The organism is Pseudomonadota bacterium, from assembly GCA_016719885.1.
Lineage (GTDB): Bacteria > Pseudomonadota > Gammaproteobacteria.
Window position 1 is genome coordinate 53,644 of record JADJYF010000010.1, and the last position, 18,479, is coordinate 72,122.

General features: G+C 66.7%; 20 protein-coding genes. 4 read left to right on the forward strand and 16 right to left on the reverse strand.

Features of this window, described 5'->3' with window-relative positions:
• Positions 1-103: 103 nt before the first annotated feature.
• From IPM80_11065 to IPM80_11115, 11 genes are all read right to left on the reverse strand, one after another.
• Positions 104-1,300: an acetyl-CoA C-acetyltransferase gene (locus IPM80_11065; GenBank protein ID MBK8958949.1), complete on the reverse strand. Its 1,197-nt coding sequence runs from the start codon at positions 1,298-1,300 to the stop codon at positions 104-106.
• Positions 1,301-1,365: 65 nt separating this feature from the next.
• Positions 1,366-1,725 (reverse strand): cupin domain-containing protein, encoded by a 360-nt coding sequence (locus IPM80_11070; protein ID MBK8958950.1) that lies wholly within the window; start codon positions 1,723-1,725, stop codon positions 1,366-1,368.
• A 10-nt stretch (positions 1,726-1,735) separates the two neighbouring features.
• Positions 1,736-3,562 (reverse strand): carbamoyltransferase, encoded by a 1,827-nt coding sequence (locus IPM80_11075; protein MBK8958951.1) that lies wholly within the window; start codon positions 3,560-3,562, stop codon positions 1,736-1,738.
• Positions 3,562-3,957 carry a hypothetical protein gene (locus tag IPM80_11080; GenBank protein MBK8958952.1) on the reverse strand — a complete coding sequence of 132 codons (396 nt, stop codon included), beginning with the start codon at positions 3,955-3,957 and terminating at the stop codon, positions 3,562-3,564. Before IPM80_11080 ends, IPM80_11075 begins: the two co-directional genes overlap by 1 nt.
• 1 nt (position 3,958) lies before the next feature.
• Positions 3,959-4,150 (reverse strand): hypothetical protein, encoded by a 192-nt coding sequence (locus IPM80_11085; GenBank protein ID MBK8958953.1) that lies wholly within the window; start codon positions 4,148-4,150, stop codon positions 3,959-3,961.
• A 106-nt stretch (positions 4,151-4,256) separates the two neighbouring features.
• On the reverse strand, positions 4,257-5,309 hold the full coding sequence (gene wecB / locus IPM80_11090) for a UDP-N-acetylglucosamine 2-epimerase (non-hydrolyzing) (protein MBK8958954.1): 1,053 nt from the start codon (positions 5,307-5,309) through the stop codon (positions 4,257-4,259).
• A gap of 47 nt (positions 5,310-5,356) precedes the next feature.
• Positions 5,357-6,349: an amidohydrolase family protein gene (locus IPM80_11095; protein ID MBK8958955.1), complete on the reverse strand. Its 993-nt coding sequence runs from the start codon at positions 6,347-6,349 to the stop codon at positions 5,357-5,359.
• Complete coding sequence (locus tag IPM80_11100) at positions 6,349-7,092, reverse strand: glucose 1-dehydrogenase (protein MBK8958956.1); 744 nt, start codon at positions 7,090-7,092, stop codon at positions 6,349-6,351. The genes IPM80_11095 and IPM80_11100 overlap by 1 nt, the downstream gene beginning before the upstream one ends.
• A 6-nt stretch (positions 7,093-7,098) precedes the next feature.
• Positions 7,099-8,004 (reverse strand): VOC family protein, encoded by a 906-nt coding sequence (locus IPM80_11105; GenBank protein ID MBK8958957.1) that lies wholly within the window; start codon positions 8,002-8,004, stop codon positions 7,099-7,101.
• A 9-nt stretch (positions 8,005-8,013) separates the two neighbouring features.
• Positions 8,014-8,532 carry an aromatic-ring-hydroxylating dioxygenase subunit beta gene (locus IPM80_11110; protein ID MBK8958958.1) on the reverse strand — a complete coding sequence of 173 codons (519 nt, stop codon included), beginning with the start codon at positions 8,530-8,532 and terminating at the stop codon, positions 8,014-8,016.
• The gene (locus IPM80_11115; protein MBK8958959.1) at positions 8,499-9,764 is read right to left on the reverse strand and encodes a Rieske 2Fe-2S domain-containing protein; all 1,266 of its coding nucleotides are present in this window, start codon (positions 9,762-9,764) and stop codon (positions 8,499-8,501) included. Before IPM80_11115 ends, IPM80_11110 begins: the two co-directional genes overlap by 34 nt.
• A gap of 161 nt (positions 9,765-9,925) precedes the next feature.
• Between IPM80_11115 and IPM80_11120 the strand changes: the two genes are divergently transcribed.
• Genes IPM80_11120 through IPM80_11135 form a run of 4 tightly spaced genes read left to right on the forward strand, consistent with a single transcriptional unit; the run spans position 9,926 to position 13,526 of the window.
• Positions 9,926-10,585 carry a TetR/AcrR family transcriptional regulator gene (locus IPM80_11120; protein MBK8958960.1) on the forward strand — a complete coding sequence of 220 codons (660 nt, stop codon included), beginning with the start codon at positions 9,926-9,928 and terminating at the stop codon, positions 10,583-10,585.
• A 50-nt stretch (positions 10,586-10,635) separates the two neighbouring features.
• Positions 10,636-11,817: a phosphotransferase gene (locus tag IPM80_11125; GenBank protein MBK8958961.1), complete on the forward strand. Its 1,182-nt coding sequence runs from the start codon at positions 10,636-10,638 to the stop codon at positions 11,815-11,817.
• On the forward strand, positions 11,810-13,003 hold the full coding sequence (locus tag IPM80_11130) for a phosphotransferase family protein (GenBank protein MBK8958962.1): 1,194 nt from the start codon (positions 11,810-11,812) through the stop codon (positions 13,001-13,003). Before IPM80_11125 ends, IPM80_11130 begins: the two co-directional genes overlap by 8 nt.
• A gap of 16 nt (positions 13,004-13,019) precedes the next feature.
• Positions 13,020-13,526: a hypothetical protein gene (locus IPM80_11135; protein MBK8958963.1), complete on the forward strand. Its 507-nt coding sequence runs from the start codon at positions 13,020-13,022 to the stop codon at positions 13,524-13,526.
• A 239-nt stretch (positions 13,527-13,765) separates the two neighbouring features.
• Here IPM80_11135 and IPM80_11140 read toward each other — a convergent pair whose 3' ends face one another.
• The 5 genes from IPM80_11140 to IPM80_11160 all read right to left on the reverse strand — a co-directional run bounded on the left by IPM80_11140 (position 13,766) and on the right by IPM80_11160 (position 18,421).
• Positions 13,766-14,536 carry an SDR family oxidoreductase gene (locus tag IPM80_11140; GenBank protein ID MBK8958964.1) on the reverse strand — a complete coding sequence of 257 codons (771 nt, stop codon included), beginning with the start codon at positions 14,534-14,536 and terminating at the stop codon, positions 13,766-13,768.
• 42 nt (positions 14,537-14,578) lie between these two features.
• The gene (locus IPM80_11145) at positions 14,579-15,085 is read right to left on the reverse strand and encodes a hypothetical protein (GenBank protein ID MBK8958965.1); all 507 of its coding nucleotides are present in this window, start codon (positions 15,083-15,085) and stop codon (positions 14,579-14,581) included.
• Entirely contained in the window at positions 15,082-16,170 is a 1,089-nt protein-coding gene (locus IPM80_11150) for a phosphotransferase family protein (protein MBK8958966.1), read from the reverse strand. The genes IPM80_11145 and IPM80_11150 overlap by 4 nt, the downstream gene beginning before the upstream one ends.
• Positions 16,171-16,273: 103 nt before the next feature.
• Complete coding sequence (locus IPM80_11155; GenBank protein MBK8958967.1) at positions 16,274-17,278, reverse strand: hypothetical protein; 1,005 nt, start codon at positions 17,276-17,278, stop codon at positions 16,274-16,276.
• 66 nt (positions 17,279-17,344) lie between these two features.
• Complete coding sequence (locus IPM80_11160) at positions 17,345-18,421, reverse strand: 2Fe-2S iron-sulfur cluster binding domain-containing protein (protein ID MBK8958968.1); 1,077 nt, start codon at positions 18,419-18,421, stop codon at positions 17,345-17,347.
• Positions 18,422-18,479: the final 58 nt, after the last annotated feature.

The window sequence follows — 18,479 nt, forward strand, 5'->3', positions numbered from 1 at the left end:
TCAGACTTCAGTCTGACACCGTGCCGTCACCATACGCAGAGGTACGCCAGTGGCTGTCCGACGGAAGTCGGACCCACGATGAAGGGCAATTCCCGATGGGCCCTCACACCCGCTCGAACACCGCCGCCAGCCCTTGGCCGCCGCCGACGCACATGGTCTCCAGACCATAGCGGCCGTTGCGGCGTTTGAGTTCATGCAGGAGCGTGGTGAGGATGCGCACGCCGGTGGCGCCGATCGGATGGCCGAGCGAAATGCCCGAGCCATTGACGTTCAGGCGGCTCGGGTCGTGCCAGTCCCAGCCCTTCAACACCGCCAGCGCCTGCATGGCAAAGGCTTCGTTGAGTTCGACCAGGTCGAGCTTGTCGAATGTGAGGCCATTGCGCGCAAACAGCTTGTTGACCGCCGGCACCGGGCCGATGCCCATGCAGGCCGGCTCGCAGCCGCTCGAGGCCCAGCTGTGCAGCCAGGCCATCGGCTCCAAGCCGAGTTCGGCGAGCTTGTCTTCCGCCACCACCAGGCAGGCGGCGGCGGCATCGTTCTGCTGGCTGGAATTGCCGGCGGTGACGGTGCCGTCCTTCAGCACCGGGCGCAGCTTGGCGAGGCTCTCCATGCTGGTCTCGGCGCGGATGCCTTCGTCCTTCTGGAACACCAGCGGCGCGCCCTTGGCCTGCGGCACTTCGAGGGCGATGACTTCCGCGGCGAAGCGTCCCTCGGCCCACGCCGCGGCGGCCTTGCGATGGCTGTCGACGGCGAAGGCGTCGGCCTGTTCACGCGTGATGCCGTACTGGCGGCCGACGTTTTCCGCGGTCTCGGGCATGCCCGAGATGTAACCGAAACGCGCCTCGGGCTGCGAGCGTTCGCGGCCGCGCTGCAGGCGGTCGTGCATGGTCACCGAGCCGGCGCGCGAGCCCCAGCGCAGGTCGGTGGTGTAGTACTCGATGTTGCTCATGCTCTCGACGCCGGCCGCCACCACCACGTCGGCGGCGCCGGTGGCGACGATCATGGCGGCGTCGATCACCGCCTGCAGGCCCGAGCCGCAGCGCCGGTCGACGGTATAGCCGGGCACTTCGATGGGCAGACCGGCGGCCAGCGCCGCGTAGCGCGCGATGCACGGCGCCTCGCTCGAGGCATAGGACTGCGCGATCACGACTTCGTCGATGCGCGCGGGCTCGATGCCGCTGCGCTCGACCACGGCTTTCAACACCGCGCTGGCCAGCAGGTCGGCGGTGAGCGGTCGTAAGGATCCGCCAAAACCGCCGACGCCGGTACGCAAGGGACTCACTATCGCTGCACGGCGCATGGCACGGCCTCTTTTCTATGATTCGGGAATGTTCGCATGAAGCACGCGCGTCGAGACCCGCGCCGCTACAGGCGCTCGTCGTCTTCCGCGCGCCACGGTGGGCTGACGACCGCCACGAAACGCAGGCGTTCGTCACCGATGTTGTCTATCCACTGCTCGGCCTCGGCCGGGATCACGCAGGCATCGCCGACGCCGAGTTCGCGCGTGTCGGCATCGATATGCATGCGGCCGCGACCGTTCAGGATGAAATAGATCTCGGTCTGGCGCAGGCGATGGCGGTAACTGCTCTCGCCCACTTCGACTTCGGCGATGGCGAACGAATAGGGCAAGTCCACCTCGTCCTGGGCGGGATGCAGCAGCTCGAAGATGCGACAGCCATCGTTGGCCAGCAGCGGCGCGCAATCGGCGAGGCGTTTGCTGAACATCGCGCGCGCCTCAGTCGAGCTCGAATTTCGAGCGCCAGTCCTCATCGTCGACGAGCGGCGTCTGCTGCTCTTTCAGCAGCACGAAGGAACCGATCACCAGCGCATCCATCTCGGTGCGCATGAAGCAGCGCCAGCTGTCCAGCGGCGAACACACCACCGGTTCGCCGCGCACGTTGAAGCTGGTGTTGACCACCACCGGGCAGCCGGTCAAGGCGTGAAAGCGACTGATCAGGGCGTGGTAGCGCGGATTGGTGTCGGCATAAACGGTCTGGATACGCGCCGAGTAATCGACGTGGGTCACCGCCGGAATGGTCGAGCGCGGCACGTTGAGACGCTCGATGCCGAACAGCGCCGCCTGCTCGGCGCTGGGCGCGATCCGTTGCTCGGCGCGCACGCCGGCCACCAGCAGCATGTAGGGCGAATCGCCGTCGAGCTCGAACCACTCGGCCACGTGTTCGCGCAGCACCGACGGCGCGAACGGCCGGAAGCTCTCGCGATACTTGATCTTGAGATTCATCACCGACTGCATGCGCGGCGAACGCGGGTCGCCGAGGATGCTGCGGCCACCGAGTGCGCGCGGCCCGAATTCCATGCGGCCCTGGTGCCAGCCCACGACTTTCTCGTCCGCCAACAGGCGCGCGGCACTGTCGATGAAGCTTTGTTCATCCACATGCCGCTGGTAGACCGCGCCCACTTCGTCGAGCGCGCGCGCAATCTCGTCATCGCTGTTGCACGGGCCGAGATAGGAACCGCGCATGCGGTCATGCACGCCGTCGGCCACGCGCGGCTGGCCCAGCACCTTGTGATGGATGGTCAGCGCCACGCCCAGCGCGCCGCCGGCATCGCCCGCCGCCGGCTGGATCCACAGGCGCTTGAACGGGCCTTCGCGCAGCAAACGGCCATTGGCCACGCAGTTGAGCGCCACGCCACCGGCCAGGCACAGGTTTTCCATGCCGGTCTCGCGCTGCACGTGCCGCGCCATGCGCAGCACCGCTTCCTCGGTGACGACCTGGATCGATGCGGCGATGTCCATTTCCCTTTGCGTCAACGGCGCCTCGGCGCCGCGTGGCGGCCCGCCGAACACGTCGTTGAAGGACGGCGAGGTCATGGTCATTCCGTCGAGATAGCCGAAGTGGCGCATGTCGAGCTTGAGCGAGCCGTCGTCCTTCAACTCGACCAATTCGGAAAGAATGCGGTCGACGTAACGCGGCTCGCCGTAGGGTGCCAGGCCCATGAGTTTGTATTCGCCGGAATTGACCTTGAAGCCGGTGTAATAGGTGAAGGCGGAATACAAAAGGCCGAGCGAATGCGGGTAGTGGAGTTCCGCCAGCAGCTTGAGATCGGCGCCGCGCCCGACGCCGTAGGACGAGGTCGCCCATTCGCCGACGCCATCGACCGTCAACACCGCGGCCTCGGCGAAGGGCGACGGGTAGAAGGCGCTGGCGGCATGGGATTCATGATGTTCGGCGAACAGGATCTCGCCTTCGAAGTCCGGCAGCTCGCGCGCGATCATGGTGCGCGTGAAGAGTTTTTCCTTCAGCCACACCGGCATCGCCGCGAGGAAGGATTTCAGGCCGCGCGGCGCTACACCAAGATATTGCTCGAGCAGGCGCTCGAACTTGAGCAGCGGCTTGTCGTAGAAGCCGACATTGTCGACCGCCGCGAGACCGATGCCGGCCTCGGCCAGCACGTAGTCAATGGCATGGCGCGGAAACTCCGCGTCGTGCTTCTTGCGCGTGAAGCGCTCTTCCTGGGCGGCCGCGACGATGTCGCCGTCACGCACCAGGCAGGCGGCCGAGTCGTGATAGTAGGCCGAAATGCCGAGTACGGTAGCCATCAGAATTGGTGTCGGTAACTGTCCGCCGAACGCTCCTGCGACTCGCGCCGCACCCAGTGGGAGTCCGTCGCCTCGCCCATGCGGCGCGACAGGGGATCACTGCCCAGCCGGCGCAGCCAGCCGATCGGGGTGAAGACGAGGTAATAGAGTAGCGCCAGGATGAGGGTGGTGTTGATGCGGCCAAGCACGTGGGCCATCGCCATCCATGCCTTCTCCACCGGCGCCAGCCATTGCGGCGCCAAGGCGCCGCCCAGCATCAGCGGCGCGCCGATGGCGGCCAGCAGCATCGGCGCCAGCGTATGGCCACGCCACCATGACCAGGTGGCGAGCAGCATGAAGACCCCGCCGACCACCAGGCCGAATTTGCGCAGATGCGCGCGCGTGTCCGCACTCATGTCAGAACAGGGTGTAGATGAAGGGCGCGACCACCGACCCCTGGCTCAGCACCAACAGGCCACCGAAAAGAATCATGACGACGATGATCGGGCCCAGCCACCATTTCTTGCGCGCGCGCAGAAAAGCCCAAATCTCGCCCAGGGTCGATACCTTCTTCGCCATCGCGACGACTTCCTCGATGCTTGCGTCCACGGATCCGTCACGCCGACAGCGCGACACTCGCCGCTAGGGTGCCATGAAAAGCAGAATTTTTCCGCCCCGTGGCAATCCTCGAAGCGCACTGCGCGGGGCGCAACGTTCAGCCATCGAGGAAGCGTCGCAGCAAGGCCACCATGCGCATGCCGGCATCGCCGTCGCCGTACTCGGCGATGTCGACACGCGGCGTCACGTAGTGCGGCTGGGTCCACAGCCGGTTCCAGCCGGCCACCAGGGTCTCGGTCCATTCGGTGTCGTCACGCAGGGTGACGCAGGGCACGCGGTGGAAATAGGCTTCCTTCTGCACGCCGCCGGAGTCGGTCAGCACCAGCGCGGCGCCGCCCAGCAGCGCGTGCATGTCGAAATAGCCCAGCGGCTCGACCAGGTTCAGTCCCTCGGTGCCGATGGCGAAGCGCGCCAGCACCTGGCGCGTGCGCGGATGCAGCGGCAGCACCACCGGGCGCCCGCCCGCCGTCTCGCGCACGTGGGCCAGCAAGGCGCGCAGGCGCGCTTCGCTGTCGGTGTTCTCGCTGCGATGAAGCGTGCACAGCACGTAGTCGCCCGGCGTGAGCGCAAGGCGCGTGAGGATGTCCGATTGCCGTTGCGCGGCGCGGCGCGCGTGGAGCGTCGCGTCGTACATGATGTCGCCGGTGTGATGCACACCGGCGGTGATGCCTTCGTTGGCGAGATGCGAGACCGCATCGAAGGTCGGACAGAACAGCAGCGCGCTCACGTGATCGGTCAACACGCGATTGATCTCTTCCGGCATGCGCCGATTGAACGAACGCAAGCCGGCCTCGACGTGCGCCACCGGGATGTGCAGCTTGGCGGCCGCCAAGGCGCCGGCGAGCGTGGAATTGGTATCACCGTAAACCAGCACCAGCGCCGGCTGGGTGTCCTGCAACACCTGCTCTATCGCCTCCAGCATGCGCCCGGTCATCTGGCCGTGAGGGCCGCCGTGGATGTCGAGATGGAAGCGCGGCGCGGGGATGTCCAATTCGCGGAAGAACACCTCCGACATGTTGTCGTCGAAGTGCTGGCCGGTGTGGACCAGCCATTCTTCGAAGCCGGGTTCGCCGCGCAGCGCGCGGCTCAGGGCCGCGGCCTTGATGAATTGCGGGCGGGCGCCGACGATGGTGACGATGCGATGACTCATGCTGTTCCCGTGAGGTGCTGCCGCGCGGCGCGGCACAGTTGCGGCGCTCAGAGGGCGAGGAAGGATACCGCAGCCCGCAAGCTGCTGTCGGCCGCCGCGGCGCGGTCGAGAAATCCCGCCAGGTCCGTTTCGGCGATGGCGTAGGGATAATCGCTGCCGGCGAACACCCGCCCCGGCGCGAATTCGTTCATGAGATAGGCGAGGTAATCGGCGTCGTAGACCAGGCTGTCGTAGTAGCAGCGCGCGGCGTAGTGGTGGGGCGGATGGGGCAACAGGCCGTTGAAACCGTCGCTCGTCAACCAGCCCTGCTTGAGCCTGTGGGTGAGCGGGATGACGGCGCCGCCGCCGTGACTGAAGCCGATGCGCAGCCGCGCATGGCGCTCCAGCACGCCGGCACGAATGAGATGCATGGCCGCCAGGCCGGTATCGAGCGGAAACGCGGCGAATGGCACGAGATCGGGGAAGTCCTTGAGGCGCTCGGCGCCGACCGGATGCAGTGCATGCACGAACACCGCCATGCCGAGACGCTCGCACTCGGCATGGAAGGCTTCGAAGCGCGCATCGCCCGGCATCACGCCATTGATGTTGCTGCCGACCTGCACACCCTTGAAGCCGTCCGCCTTGAGCCTCTCGAGTTCCGCGCACGCGAGTTCCACGTCCTGCAAGGGCACCATGCCGAGCGCGTGAAACCGCCGCGGCGCGCGCGCCACCATTTCACCAAGCTGGTGATTGACGTAGCGCGCGAGTTGCAGGCCATCGCCGGGCGAGAACCAGTAGGACAAGAGTTCCGGCATCGGCGACAGCGCTTGCACGGCGACGCCATCGCGATCCATGTCCTCGATGCGCCGCGCGACGTCCCAGGAGCGCGCATCGAGTTCACGAAACGCCTTGCCGGCGAATTCGATCACGGCGCGCTCGGCGCCCTGCATGCACATGCACGGCCAGCGCGGATTGCTGTCCGGCGAGGGATTGGCGGGAAAGTTCGCCGGCACCACGTGCGTGTGCACGTCGATGACGGTGGCGGCGGCCAGCTCAGCCATCACAGCATGGTGCTGCCGCCGTTGACGCTCAGCACCTGGCCGGTGACATAGCTCGCTTCGTCGCTCGCGAGGTAGGCGACCATCGACGCCACTTCTTCCATGCGCCCCGGCCGGCCCATGGGGATCACGGCGTTGAACTGCATGACCCAGGGATCGTTCCTGGCCATCAGTTCTTCCACCATCGGCGTCGCCACCATGCACGGCGCGACGGTATTGACGGTGATGTTGCGCGTCGCGAATTCGCGCGCAAGCCCGGTGGTGAGCCCATGCATGCCGCCCTTGGCGGCATTGTAGGCGGCGTGTTCGGGCAGGCCGTTGCGCACCGAGTCGGCGCCGATGTTGATGATGCGGCCGCCGCCCTGGGCGAGCATCAGCGGCAGCACGGCGTGACAACACCACAGCACCGTCCACAGGTTGCGGTCTATGGTTTGCTTCAAGGTCTCGGCGGTGTGCTCGAGGAACGGCCGGATCACACCGCCGCCGGCGTTGTTGACCAGGATGTCGATGCGTCCAAACAGCGCGTGGGTGAGCGCCATCATGTCACGCACGGTGTGCTCGTCACTGAGATCGCCGACGAAGCCGGTGGCGTCGTGCGGCAGGCGCGCGGCCGCCTGTTCGGCGCGCGCGTCGATGTCGGCCACGCACACGCGCGCGCCATCGGCCGCCAGTCTTTCGGCGATCGCGTAGCCGATGCCGCCCGCGGCGCCGGTCACGATGGCGGTCTTGCCGGTGAGATTGTGCATGGTCCCCTACTTCGCTCGTGCTTCGATGGCGCCGCCCTTGCCGAACTCGCCCTGCGGCGCGGCGCCCCAGTAGTCTATCGATTCCAGCGCCAGCGGCAGCCGTCGCGGTTCGCGCGGCGCCACTTCGGGAAATTCCTCCATGCCGAAACTGTATTCCAGGGTGTTGCCGTCCGGGTCGAGAAAATACAGGAATATCGATTCGGACGGCGGATGACGGCCGGGCCCGAACACCACCGGCACGTCCAGCTTGCGCGCGCGATGCAGCGCGCGACCGATGTCGTCGATGTCGGTGACCATGAAATTGACATGATGCAGCCGGTTGCTGTCGGACTTGCTGAGACCAAACGAATGGTGCAGCGGATTGGGAAAGCAACGCATGAAGGTCACCGCGCCGTCAATCCTGTCCGACACGCGATAGTTGAGCTCGTCGGTGAAGAAGCGCTCGGTGGTCTCGTAGTCGCGGGCGCCCAGCACCACGTGACCGAGGCGCACGATGCGGGTGACGGTCGGGGTGTAGGGCGTGTCGGCATCGACGAGCTCGGCGCAGTATTCGAACGTGGCGCCGGTATGGGGCTCGGTGATCTGGAAGGCCTGGTCGAGGCCCATGCTCGCGCAGTAGTCGGCGTCCAGGGTGTGGACGGCGAGACCGAGCTGCGCCAGGTGGCGACGCATCTTGGCGAGATCATCAGCGCTTTCCATCTGCCAGGCGACGCGCCGCAGGCCGGGCACCGGCCCCTGGTGCAGGATGAGATCGTGGTGCCGGCGGCTGCAGCGATACAGGTGCTCGCCGTGCGCCGTCGCGCCCGCCGCCTGCAGGCCCAGCATGTCGCGGTAGAAGCGATCGGAGCGCGCCAGGTCGGTGACATTGAGCGCCACGTAGGCCAGGCGACGATAGCGAAAATCGAGTGACATGGGGCGCCCTCAGGGAATGATGCTGACCTTGCCTTGCTCGCGGATGTCGTCCTGATCGAGGAAGGTCTTCTTGGAAAGGATGCGCAGCTGTCCCGCCACCTGCGTCAACTCGTAGACGTGGTGACCGAAGAAGGTGTCGGTCACACCGAGCTTGCTGCGCCAGGTGACGAAGTTCGAGGTGACGCTGAAACGCGCGGCGTCGCCGGCCAGGTAGCGCACGTTGCTGACCATGCGCCGACAGCGCGAGCGCGGAAACTCGGCATGGGCGGTGCGTTTCTTCAGACGCTTCACGCGTTCGCACAGGCGGTGGTAATCGTCGGCGACATAGAACAGCAGGGTGGCCGGATCGGCATCGTCGTCGGCGCCGGCCGGCGGGATGAAATAGCGCGCACCGTCGACGAACAGGGCCAGCCATTCGTCGAGCTGCCAGTTGTCGAGCAGCGCCGCCTCGAGATACAGGAAATCTTCGAGTTCGCTGCGGGTGACGGGCGCGCTCATGCCGGCTGCTCCGTGACGCGGCGATGCCATTCACGCCAGAACGCACGCATCTGCGCTTCGTCGTCCACCTGCGGTTCGTCGCTGAGATAGCCCTTGGAGATATCGTTCCAGCCCGCACCGCCCAGGCTGCCGTAGCCACGCTGGCACAGGGCCAGGGCTTCACAGTCGTCGGGCGTGGCGAAGCCGCCTGGTCCCAGGAACTCGAGGAAATTGAACAGGCGCAGCTCGCGCATGGCGGGTGATTCTTCGCGCGGCGCCAGCGCCCAGGCGTTGACCACCTGCTTGTCCGGCGCCTCCGGGTAAAAGGTACGGAAGGTCACGGCCATGATGTCGTTGATGACGAAGTTCGGAAAGATGAGCAGGTTGCGATTGGTGGTGGCCATGCGCTCGGCGCGCTCGGCGCCGAAGCGCGCGACCAGCCGCGCCTTGATGGCCGCCACTTCGCGCGCCGCCGCGTCGCCCCAGGCCGGCACCGACTGCGCGACGGGCCGTCCCCAGGGCGCGGTGTATTGCACCACCGCGTGGCCGTTGCCGAGATCGAAGGCACGGCCCTTGATGGCGACTTCCACCAGCGAACCGGGCTTGGACTTCACGTAGTCGAAATAGCTGACGTGGGTCGGCAGGCCGTGGTAACCGTCGAAGCTGTTCTCGCACAGCAGTTTCCAGTTGGCATCGAAGCCATAGGCCTGGGTACCGCCGACGATCTCCATGGCGGTCTCGGCCTGGTCCAGCACCAGGTCGATGTATTCCAGCGCGCCGCCCAGGTAGGTTTTCAAATCATCGCCGGCCGCCTGCAAGTGCATGAAGTACAGCCCGCGGTACTGCTCGAGGCGCGGCACGCGCACGAGATCGTGCATGCCGCCCTTGCGCGTACCTTCCCCATAGCCCTCGTCGCCCGGTCGGTTGACCAGGCGGCCTTCCAGGTCGAAGGCCCACGAGTGATAGAAACAGCGGAACATCGCGCCATTGCCGGCCCCCTCGCGACACACCAACGCGCCACGATGCGGACAGGTGTTGAAGAACGCGCGCGCCGTGCCGTCCTTGCCGCGCGCGAACAGGATGTCGCGTCCGGCGACCTTGCGCGTCAAGTAGTCACCGGGCTTTGCGATCTCCGAATCGTGACCGAGATACAGCCAGCAGTTTTCGAATATGGCCAGGCGCTCGCGCGCCAATATTTCCGGGTCGGTAAAAGCGCGCCGCGCGACGCGGAACACACCGCGCGCACGGTCATCGTCGAGCAAGGCGGAAGGGCTGGCGGTCACGATCGGCTCCCCTGTTAAAAACCGTGCAGCTGGTTTGTTTTTCAAAACTACACGGAAGCAGTGCGCGAGTAAACCGTCAAAATGCCCTGCCCAGGCCGGGATGGCAAACGCTTGCCTACCGGTTACACTGTTTTTCCCTTAGTCACCGACGCCTCCCACGCATGTCCGAGCGCAGCGCCACCCTGCCGCGAGTGCCCCAGGCCGAACGCTCGGCGCGCATGCAGCGGCGCCTGGCGCAGGCTGCCTACGAGGTCATCCGCGACGGTGGCTACGTGAACTTCCGCACCGCGGCGGTGGCGCGCGCGGCGGGCGTGTCGCAGGGCGCGCAGTTGCATCACTACCCGACCAAGAACTCGCTGGCCGAAGCGGCCATCGAACATGCCTGGTCGCAGTCGACCGAGGAATCACTGGCGCGCATCCGCGCCTTCGACAGTGACGATGACATCCTGGCCGCGCTCATGGCCGACAGCCAGGCGTTTTTCTTTTCCGACTATTTCCGCGTGGCGCTCGACATCCTCATGGCCGGCGGCAACGAGCAGGCGCTGCGCGACGCACTGGTGGCCAGCACCCTGCGCCATCGCAGCCGCGTCGAACGGCTGTGGCTGGAGAAACTGGTCGAGCAGGGCTGGAAGCTGCCCGATGCCGAGGACGTGCTCGCGCTCAGCATGAGCGTCGCGCGCGGCTTCGCGGTGCGCGCCCTGGTCGAGCCCGGCCGCGCACGCTTCGAGCGCCTTTGCACACGCTGGGTGGAAATCCTGCGCGCGGCCGGCCTCGCGGCACCGCCCGCGGCGCGACGCGTGGCCGCGCGACGGCGCAAGTAATCGTTGATGACAACCGGCGTTCAGCACGAACGTCGCAGGGGAGACAGTTCATGGGACTCAGTTTCGAACAGATCAAGGCCGCCTACGAACAAGAAGCGGCCAATGCAGCCAAGGTCTACAGTCGCGAGGAAATTCCGCTGGCCTGGGACCTCATCACGCCCGAGTGGTTGACCGACATCCTCATCGGCGACGGCCAGGATGCCAAGGTCACCGGCTATCGCCTCGACAGCAAGGACGAGGGCACCGCCAGCCGCCGCCGCATCTTCCTCGAATACAACGACGCGGGTCGCGCGGCGGGCCTGCCTGACACGGTGTTCGGCAAATCCACCCAGCATCTCGAGAACCGTTTCATCATAGGCATGAACGGCGGCATCGAAGCGGAAGTGACGTTCTTCCAGAAGGTGCGCCCCACGCTCGACATCGAGGCGCCGGTGTGCCTGCACGCGCGCTTCAATCCGCGCTCCTTGAACTCCATCGTCATCATGCGCGACATCGCCAGCCAGGTGGAATTCTGCAATTACTCCACGCCCATGACGCTGGAACTCGCGCGCAGCCAGATGCGCGTGCTGTCGTCGGTGCACGCGGCCTACTACCAGAGCCCCGAGCTCGACACCACGCTCGCGCCGTGGAACACCTGGGAAGATTATTTCGCCATCACCGCCAAGGAAGCGGGCTTCGAGCAGGCCTGTCAGCGCGGCTTCGCCGAGGCACGCGAGGTGATCCCGGCCGAATTGTTCAAACACGAAAAGGCCATCTGGCCGGCGACGGTCGATGCCATCGCCCTGCACAGCCACCTGCCACGCATGCTGGTGCATTCCGACGTGCACTTGAAGAACTGGTATATCGCCGCGCCCGACCGCATGGGCCTCACCGACTGGCAGTGCTCGTGCAAGGGCCATTGGAGCCGCGATCTTTCCTACGGCATCTCGACTGCACTCACAGTCGAGCAGCGCCGCGCGTGGGAAAAGGATCTCCTGAAGTACTACCTCGACCTCATGCGCGAAAAGGGTGTGCCGGCCATCGACTTCGACGAAGCGTGGCTGGCCTATCGCGCACAGATGTTCGGTGCGCTGGCGTGGTGGACCGGCACCCTCGGCCAGCCGCCGGAAGCGCCGGCCATGCAGCCGCGCGCCGCCAGCCTCACCTTCATCGAGCGCATGGCGCACGCCGTCCACGACCTCGATTCGCTGGCAGCGGTGGCGAGTTCCAAGCGGCGCTACATGGGTGCTTGAGACCGACAAGGATCGGCCGGCGCCGGCCGCCATCGCGGCGCTGCGCGCGCGCTTCGCCTGTGAGCCCGAGATCGATCGGATCCTCACGCGCAAGCTCGAACAACGTGCCGGGCCCGGCTACCTGCATCGCGACCTCGCCACCCTGCTGGCCGGCAGCGCGGCGCTGATCCGTGAGCAGGTCGGCGACGACTTCACGATCAGCGACGCGCGCTGGCTGACCGGCGGCGCGTCGAAACTGCAGATGGCGTTCACGCTCGGGTGGACGCCGCCCGGCGAGCCGCGTCGCAACAGTGCGATGGTGCTGCGCATGCAGCCGGCCGAATCGGTGGTCGAGAGCAGTCGGCGGCGCGAATACGAAGTGCTGGCCGCCATGCAGGGCATCGTGCCGGTACCGCCGGTGTACTGGGTCGATGACGAGGCGCGCCACCTGCCCTATCCCGCCATCATCTACGGCTTCGTCGACGGCGTGACCAAGCCGCGCGACGCCACCAGCCAGGCCAGCGGCATGGGCACGCAACTCGCGGCGCACTGGCGCGACAGTCTCGGCCCGCAATTCGTCTCCGCCATCGCGCGCGTGCATCGTACCGACGTGGCGCGGCTGCCGCTGCCGAGCTATGAGAAGCACGCGCCCGGCCTCGATTGCATCGAGCGCACGCTCAATCATTGGGAACGGGTGTGGGAAGAAGACGCCGACGAAGACGTGCCGCTCATGCGCCTGGCCTGCGCGTGGCTGCGCCGGCACAGGCCGGCCTGCGCGCGACCGGCGCTGCTGCACGGCGACTATCGCATGGGCAACTTCCTGTTCACCGAGCACGACGCGCGCATCACCGCCATCCTCGATTGGGAAATGGCGCGCATCGGCGACCCGCACGCCGACCTCGCCTGGGCCATGAACCCCGCCTACGGCCTGCGCGCCGAAGACGGCAAGACCTGGCTGGTGGCGGGCCTCGTACCGGAACGCGAATTCCTGGCGCGTTACCAGGACGAGAGCGGGGTGCGCGTGGACCCGGCCACCTTGCATTACTACCGGGTGCTGTGCGGCTGGGTGCAGGGTGTGATCGCGCTCGGCACAGCGTGGCGCATCGCCCACAACGCCAAAACCCACCAGGACGTATTGATGGCCTGGATCGTCGGCATCGGTCCCAAGCTCCTCGCTGAGCTGCGCGCGCTGCTGGCGGAAGGCTGATCGCGGAGCAACCTTCATGCAACTACGCGCCGACCTTCAACTCGCCACCGCCATCCGCGCGCTCACCGAAGTGGTGCTGCCGGCCGTCGATGCCGACAACGCGCTGGCCGTCGAACAAACCCAGGTCGTGATCGGCATGCTGCAGCTGATGGCGGCGCGGCTGCCGCTGCAGTACCGCTACGACTGCGATGAGTTGGCGCGCCTGCTCACACTGTGTCGAGCACTGCAGCCTTATGACGACGACGGCGGGCTGGCGGGCGCCACCCACGCCGGCGCCGAGGTGCTGGCGCGCGCACGGGCCACGCCACAGGAGATCCTCGACGCCATACACGGCCTGCGTACGCTGAGCGGCGCGGTGGTGAGTAGCGCCTATCGCGATGGCGACGACGCGGCGCGCGCCGCGCTATCGGCGCTGGTGCTCACTCATGCCGATGAGCAGTTGCTGCGGGAACGCGCGTGGTTCGCGCCGCAGGGTTGGGAACTCGAGCCGGACGGTGTACCGCCGCTCGAGGATTTGGTGTAAGGGCGCTGCGCATGATCGACTCGCCCTTGCGGTATGAATGTCAGGCTGAAGCCTGACCCACAATGAATACCCTCTCGACCGTGGGTCAGGCTTCAGCCTGACATCGGTTGGGGGGGGGGGGGGGGGGGGGGGGGGGGGGGGGGGGGGGGGGGGGGGGGGGGGGGGGGGGGGGGGGGGGGGGGGGGGGGGGGGGGGGGGGGGGGGGGGGGGGGGGGGGGGGGGGGTTGAATCCAGACGCCTCAAAACCCGATCTGCGCGCCACCATCCACGTTCAGATGCTGGCCGGTGATATAGCTGGCCGCGTCGGACAACAGGAAGCAACAGGGCTCAGCCACTTCCGCCGGCTGCGCGATGCGGCCCATGGGGATGCCGGCCATGGTGCGTTCGATGAACTTGGGACTGCGGATGACTTCGGTCATGGGCGTTTCCACCGCGCCGAAGCACACGCTGTTGACGCCGATGTTGAAGCGCGCCCATTCGCGCGCCGCGCTCATGGTGATGCCCAGCACGCCGGACTTGGCGGCGCCGTAATTGATCTGGCCGATGGTGCCGCGGCGGCCGGCGATGGACGACACGTTGACGATGCGACGCGACGCCACTTCGCCGGCCTCGGCGCGCTCCAGCATGTGCCGGCCGACCGCCTGCAGACAGTGGAAAACGCCGGTGAGATTGACATCGATGACCGCCTGCCAGTCGGCCAGCGACATCTTGTGGATCATGGCCGTGCGGATGATGCCGGCGTTGTTGAACAGGCCGTTGATGGTGCCGTGCCTGGCCACCACTGCTTCGACCATGCCCTGCACGAACGCCGGGTCCGCGACGCTGCCGGCGTGCACGTCGGCCTGGCCGCCGACCAGCTCCGCGGTTTCACGCGCGCCATCGCCGTTGATGTCGACCAGCACCAGGCGCGCGCCGAGGCTGGCGGCCTTCAAGGCCACGCCACGGCCGATGCCTTGCGCGGCGCCGGTCACGATGATCACGCGGTCGGTGAGATTCATTGGGTTTTCCATGGCGGTTCGCTCTCCGGAAGGGAATGACAAGGGGTTTGGCGTTCAGGGTTCGAACAGCGCGGCGATGGGCGGCAGCCGGCTGGCGTCCGGGTCGAGACCGGCGGCGCCGTGCCAGATGCGTTCGCGCTCGGCGCGACGCGCGTTGTAACGCAGCACCGCGGCGGTCATCGCCGGCGTGAGGCGTTCCGCGTGATGGGGCGCCAGCAGGCGATCGATGACGGCCTTGAGCGCGCGATGGGCGTGGCTCACGGCATCGTAATCGCCGCGATCAACCTCCGCCGCTGCGGCAAGAGCCGCGATCAAGTCGTCGCCCAGCGTACTGTCGTAGTTCATGCCCGCGAGATCGCTGGCGAGTTCACAGGCCAGCGCCAGGTTGCTGAGCTCGAGCTTGAGCGCATGCTTCCATTGCGCGGCGATGATGTCGAGGTGGCCGAGTACCAGCCGCGCCTGTTCGCGCGCCATGCGCTCGTCGGCCGGCAGCGCCGGCAAGATGACGTCGGTCAGCGCCTTCAGCACCGATTTCAACCTGAGATCGAGATCCGGGTTCATGCGCAAGCCGCTCCCAGGAGTTCGTCGAGCTGGGCCATGAATACCGCCGAGCCGAAAGCCATCCAGGTCAGCACCAGGTCCTGGTGGCTCTGGCTCTCGAGCGCCGCGCGACACGCTGAGCTGTTATTGATGATGATGCACTTCCAGGCGTTGAGGATCTCGTAGTAGCGGATGGTGTCGGGATTGATGGTGACGCCGGCCGCCTGCGCATAGCGTTCGAAGAAATCCGCGCGCGTCATCAGTCCCGAGATCAAGAGCTCGCCATCCTCACGCGGCGTGCCGAACAGCCGTTGCACGCTCCACGCGAGATCTTCATGAAAATCGCCGAGGTGCGCGAGCTCCCAGTCCAGCACCGCGCTGAAATCGCCGCTCGGTTCGACGAACATGAAGTTGCCGATGCGATAGTCGCCGTGCACGACCACCGGCTGCGCACACACCGGCGCGTTTTCCCTGAGCCAGCGTTCGACCAGTGTCACCAGCGGCTCGGGCTCGACCAGGTCCTGCTGCCAGACCCGCGCCCACCAGTTGACCTGGCGCAGCGCCGCCTGGCAGGTGCCGGCCGCCGGCGCGTCGAAATAGGAAAGCTCGGCGCGGCGCCAATCGAAGGCGTGGATGCGCGCAAGATTCGCCACGAACTGTGGCGCGAGTCTGGCAATCCAGTGCTCGAAGCGGATGCCGACCCCGGTCACGGCCTTGGCCGCGACGTCGGTGGGCGCGGTGTTGCCGGCCACCATGCCGGTGATGAGCCCCGGCTGGCCAAGATGCTCGCCATCGGCATCGACGAAGCGCAGCGGCGGCACCGGCACCGTGCCGGCGAAGGCCGCCAGCAGCTGCGCTTCGCGACCGCGACAGGTCTCGACGATGCCCATCCACGGATCCATGCGCAACACCAGGCGCTCGGGCGCCGGCGACGCGGCATGGCTCAATGTAAAGGCGAACTGTTCTTTCGACGCGCCGCCCGTCATGCGCGCGAGAGAGCTGATGCTGACATCGCGCAGGCCTTCATGCGCGAATAGCGCGGTCAATTGCGCTGTGACTTCGGCAACGCTGCGCGCGCCATAGCCGCCGTGGCCACGGCGCGCCATCTTGCGCGCCAGCACGTGCACGATGCGCGGCTCGATGTCATCGCGGTTCCAGCGCGTGGCGTCGGCGTCGTCCGATCGCTGCGTAGTCGCCGTCACCACGTGGCTACAGTTTGCCGGCCGCACGCAGGCGCAGGTAGGTATCGTAGAACCAGCCTTCCTGGATCTCGCCGTAGCCGACGCGACCGTCGGCCGCCACGTAGCGGTTCATGACGTTCGGCACGCCCACGCAGCCATAGGGTTCCCACAGCCCCGACGCGACCGGCGCGCCGAGGAAGCGATGGCTCACGCCGCGCACGTCGGTGGCATGGATCTCGTAATGCGCGCCCCAAATGCCATCGCGGGTGACGATGACCTTGCCGGCGGTGCAACCATGCACCTTGCCTTGGTCGAGCACGAAACCATGGGCGAAGCTGTGTTGCGCGTCGGCGGCGCCGTCGTAGTTCATCGACCAGATGGCATGGAAGGCGTAGTCCTCACCGAAGATCGCGTGCAGCCAGGCCATCGGTTGCAGCGCGCGCTCCGGCCGTACGCCCCACGAGCGGTCCATGCAGTCGACATAGTCGATGGCGTAGGGCTTGCCGCGCACCGTGAGCTGGCCGCGGATGCGCACCAGCTGATCGTAATGCCCGCCATAGGCGGCGCCGTAACCCGAACTCGCGGCACGCCCCTGCTCGGAGTCGGCCGCCATCGGGTCCATGCTCGGGTCGTGGATGTCATAGGCCGGCATGATGGCCTCGGCGTCGAGCTCGAAGCGCGTGTCGTCGATGCCTTCGTAGCTCACGCGGTAGCGCTCGGGCCCCGCGCTGAGATCGCAGGACAACCCGCTCGGCAGCGTGAACTTGTTGAATTCCGCCGGCGCCGGGACCTGGGTCTGGTTGTCGCTGTACAGCGCGTCGAGCCGTGAGCGGCCGAGACCCTGGTAGATCTTGACGTCGCTGGTGGTGACGCCGACGCCCGGACGCGCCATCACGTAGGCGCTGCCGAACAGGCCGAGCTCCGGCACCGCGAACGGCATGTAGAAGGTCTCGGCCCAGGAGTGACGCGTGGCGGCATCGGTCAGATTGGCCATCGCCTCCGGGTGATAGCTCATGTCCCTCGGTGTGATCATGGAATGCTCCGCTTGCGCTTGGCGTGGCTGTGATGGAAGTGCGTGGAGAACGTGGCGCGGGCGCGGTCAGGCGAGATCCTGGCGCGCGAGGCCATGCCGGCCATCGAGAAACTTGTCGAAATGCACATGATCCGCGGCGATGCCCAGCGCGCTCAGCAGCGGCAGGGCGGCATCGATCATCGGCGGTGGGCCGCACAGATAGGCCTCGGTGTCGGCTGCGATCAAACTTTGCGCGGCGCTCGCGATGTGTTCGGTGACGAGCCCGCGTGCGCCTTGCCAAGCGGCATCGGCGGCGGCGTCGGACAACACCGGCACGAAGCTGAAGGCGCCGTTCCAGCGCGCGGCGATGGCATCGATGGCGTCCCGCGCGTAGAGATCGGCCTGGGTGCGCGCGCCGAACAGCAGTACACAGTTGCGCCCGACCTCGCGCGCCGTGGCACTCTCCAGCATGGCCAGCAAGGGCGCGAGGCCGCTGCCGCCGGCAATGCAGATCATGGGCGCGCGGCTGTCGCGCAGCCAGAAATTGCCGGCGGGCCCGTGGATCTTGATGGGCATATCGGCGAGATGCCCGGCGAACAGCAGTTCGGTGAACTCACCTTCGGGCACGCGGCGCACGAACAATTCGATGGTCGAATTGCCGGCCGCGGCGGGCGCCATGGCCAGCGAATAGGCACGCGCGCCGAACACCGCATCGACGGCCAGTTGCACGTACTGGCCGGCGTCGAAGCGCAGCGGCCGATCCAGCGTCAAGGTGACACGCTTGATGTCGTGCGTGAGGTCCTGGAGCGCGGTGATGCGCCCGATGAAATCGCCGGCCGGATTGAGGCGCTTCGCTTCCAGGCCCGGCACCTCCAGCACCACGTCGGTCTTGGCGCCCGCCTGGCAGGCGAGCACCACGTTGTCGCGCAGTTCCTCGGCCGACAGCACGTAGGCGAAATTGGTGATCTCGCGAATCTTGCCGGACTTGAGAAGGCACTTGCACGAACCGCAGGTGCCGACCGTGCAGCTATGGGGAAAGGCGATACCCTCCGCGAGCGCGGCCTCGAGTATGGATTGATGACGTTTGACCTCGAAGGCGACGCCCGAAGGTTGCACCGTCACCTTGCTGACGCTCTGTCCGAACAGCGCGCTCAAAATCCCCATGGCCAGTCGCTCCCCCGCGATCGCCTGATTGTATTTCCAGAAGCCGGGCCAAAAGCTA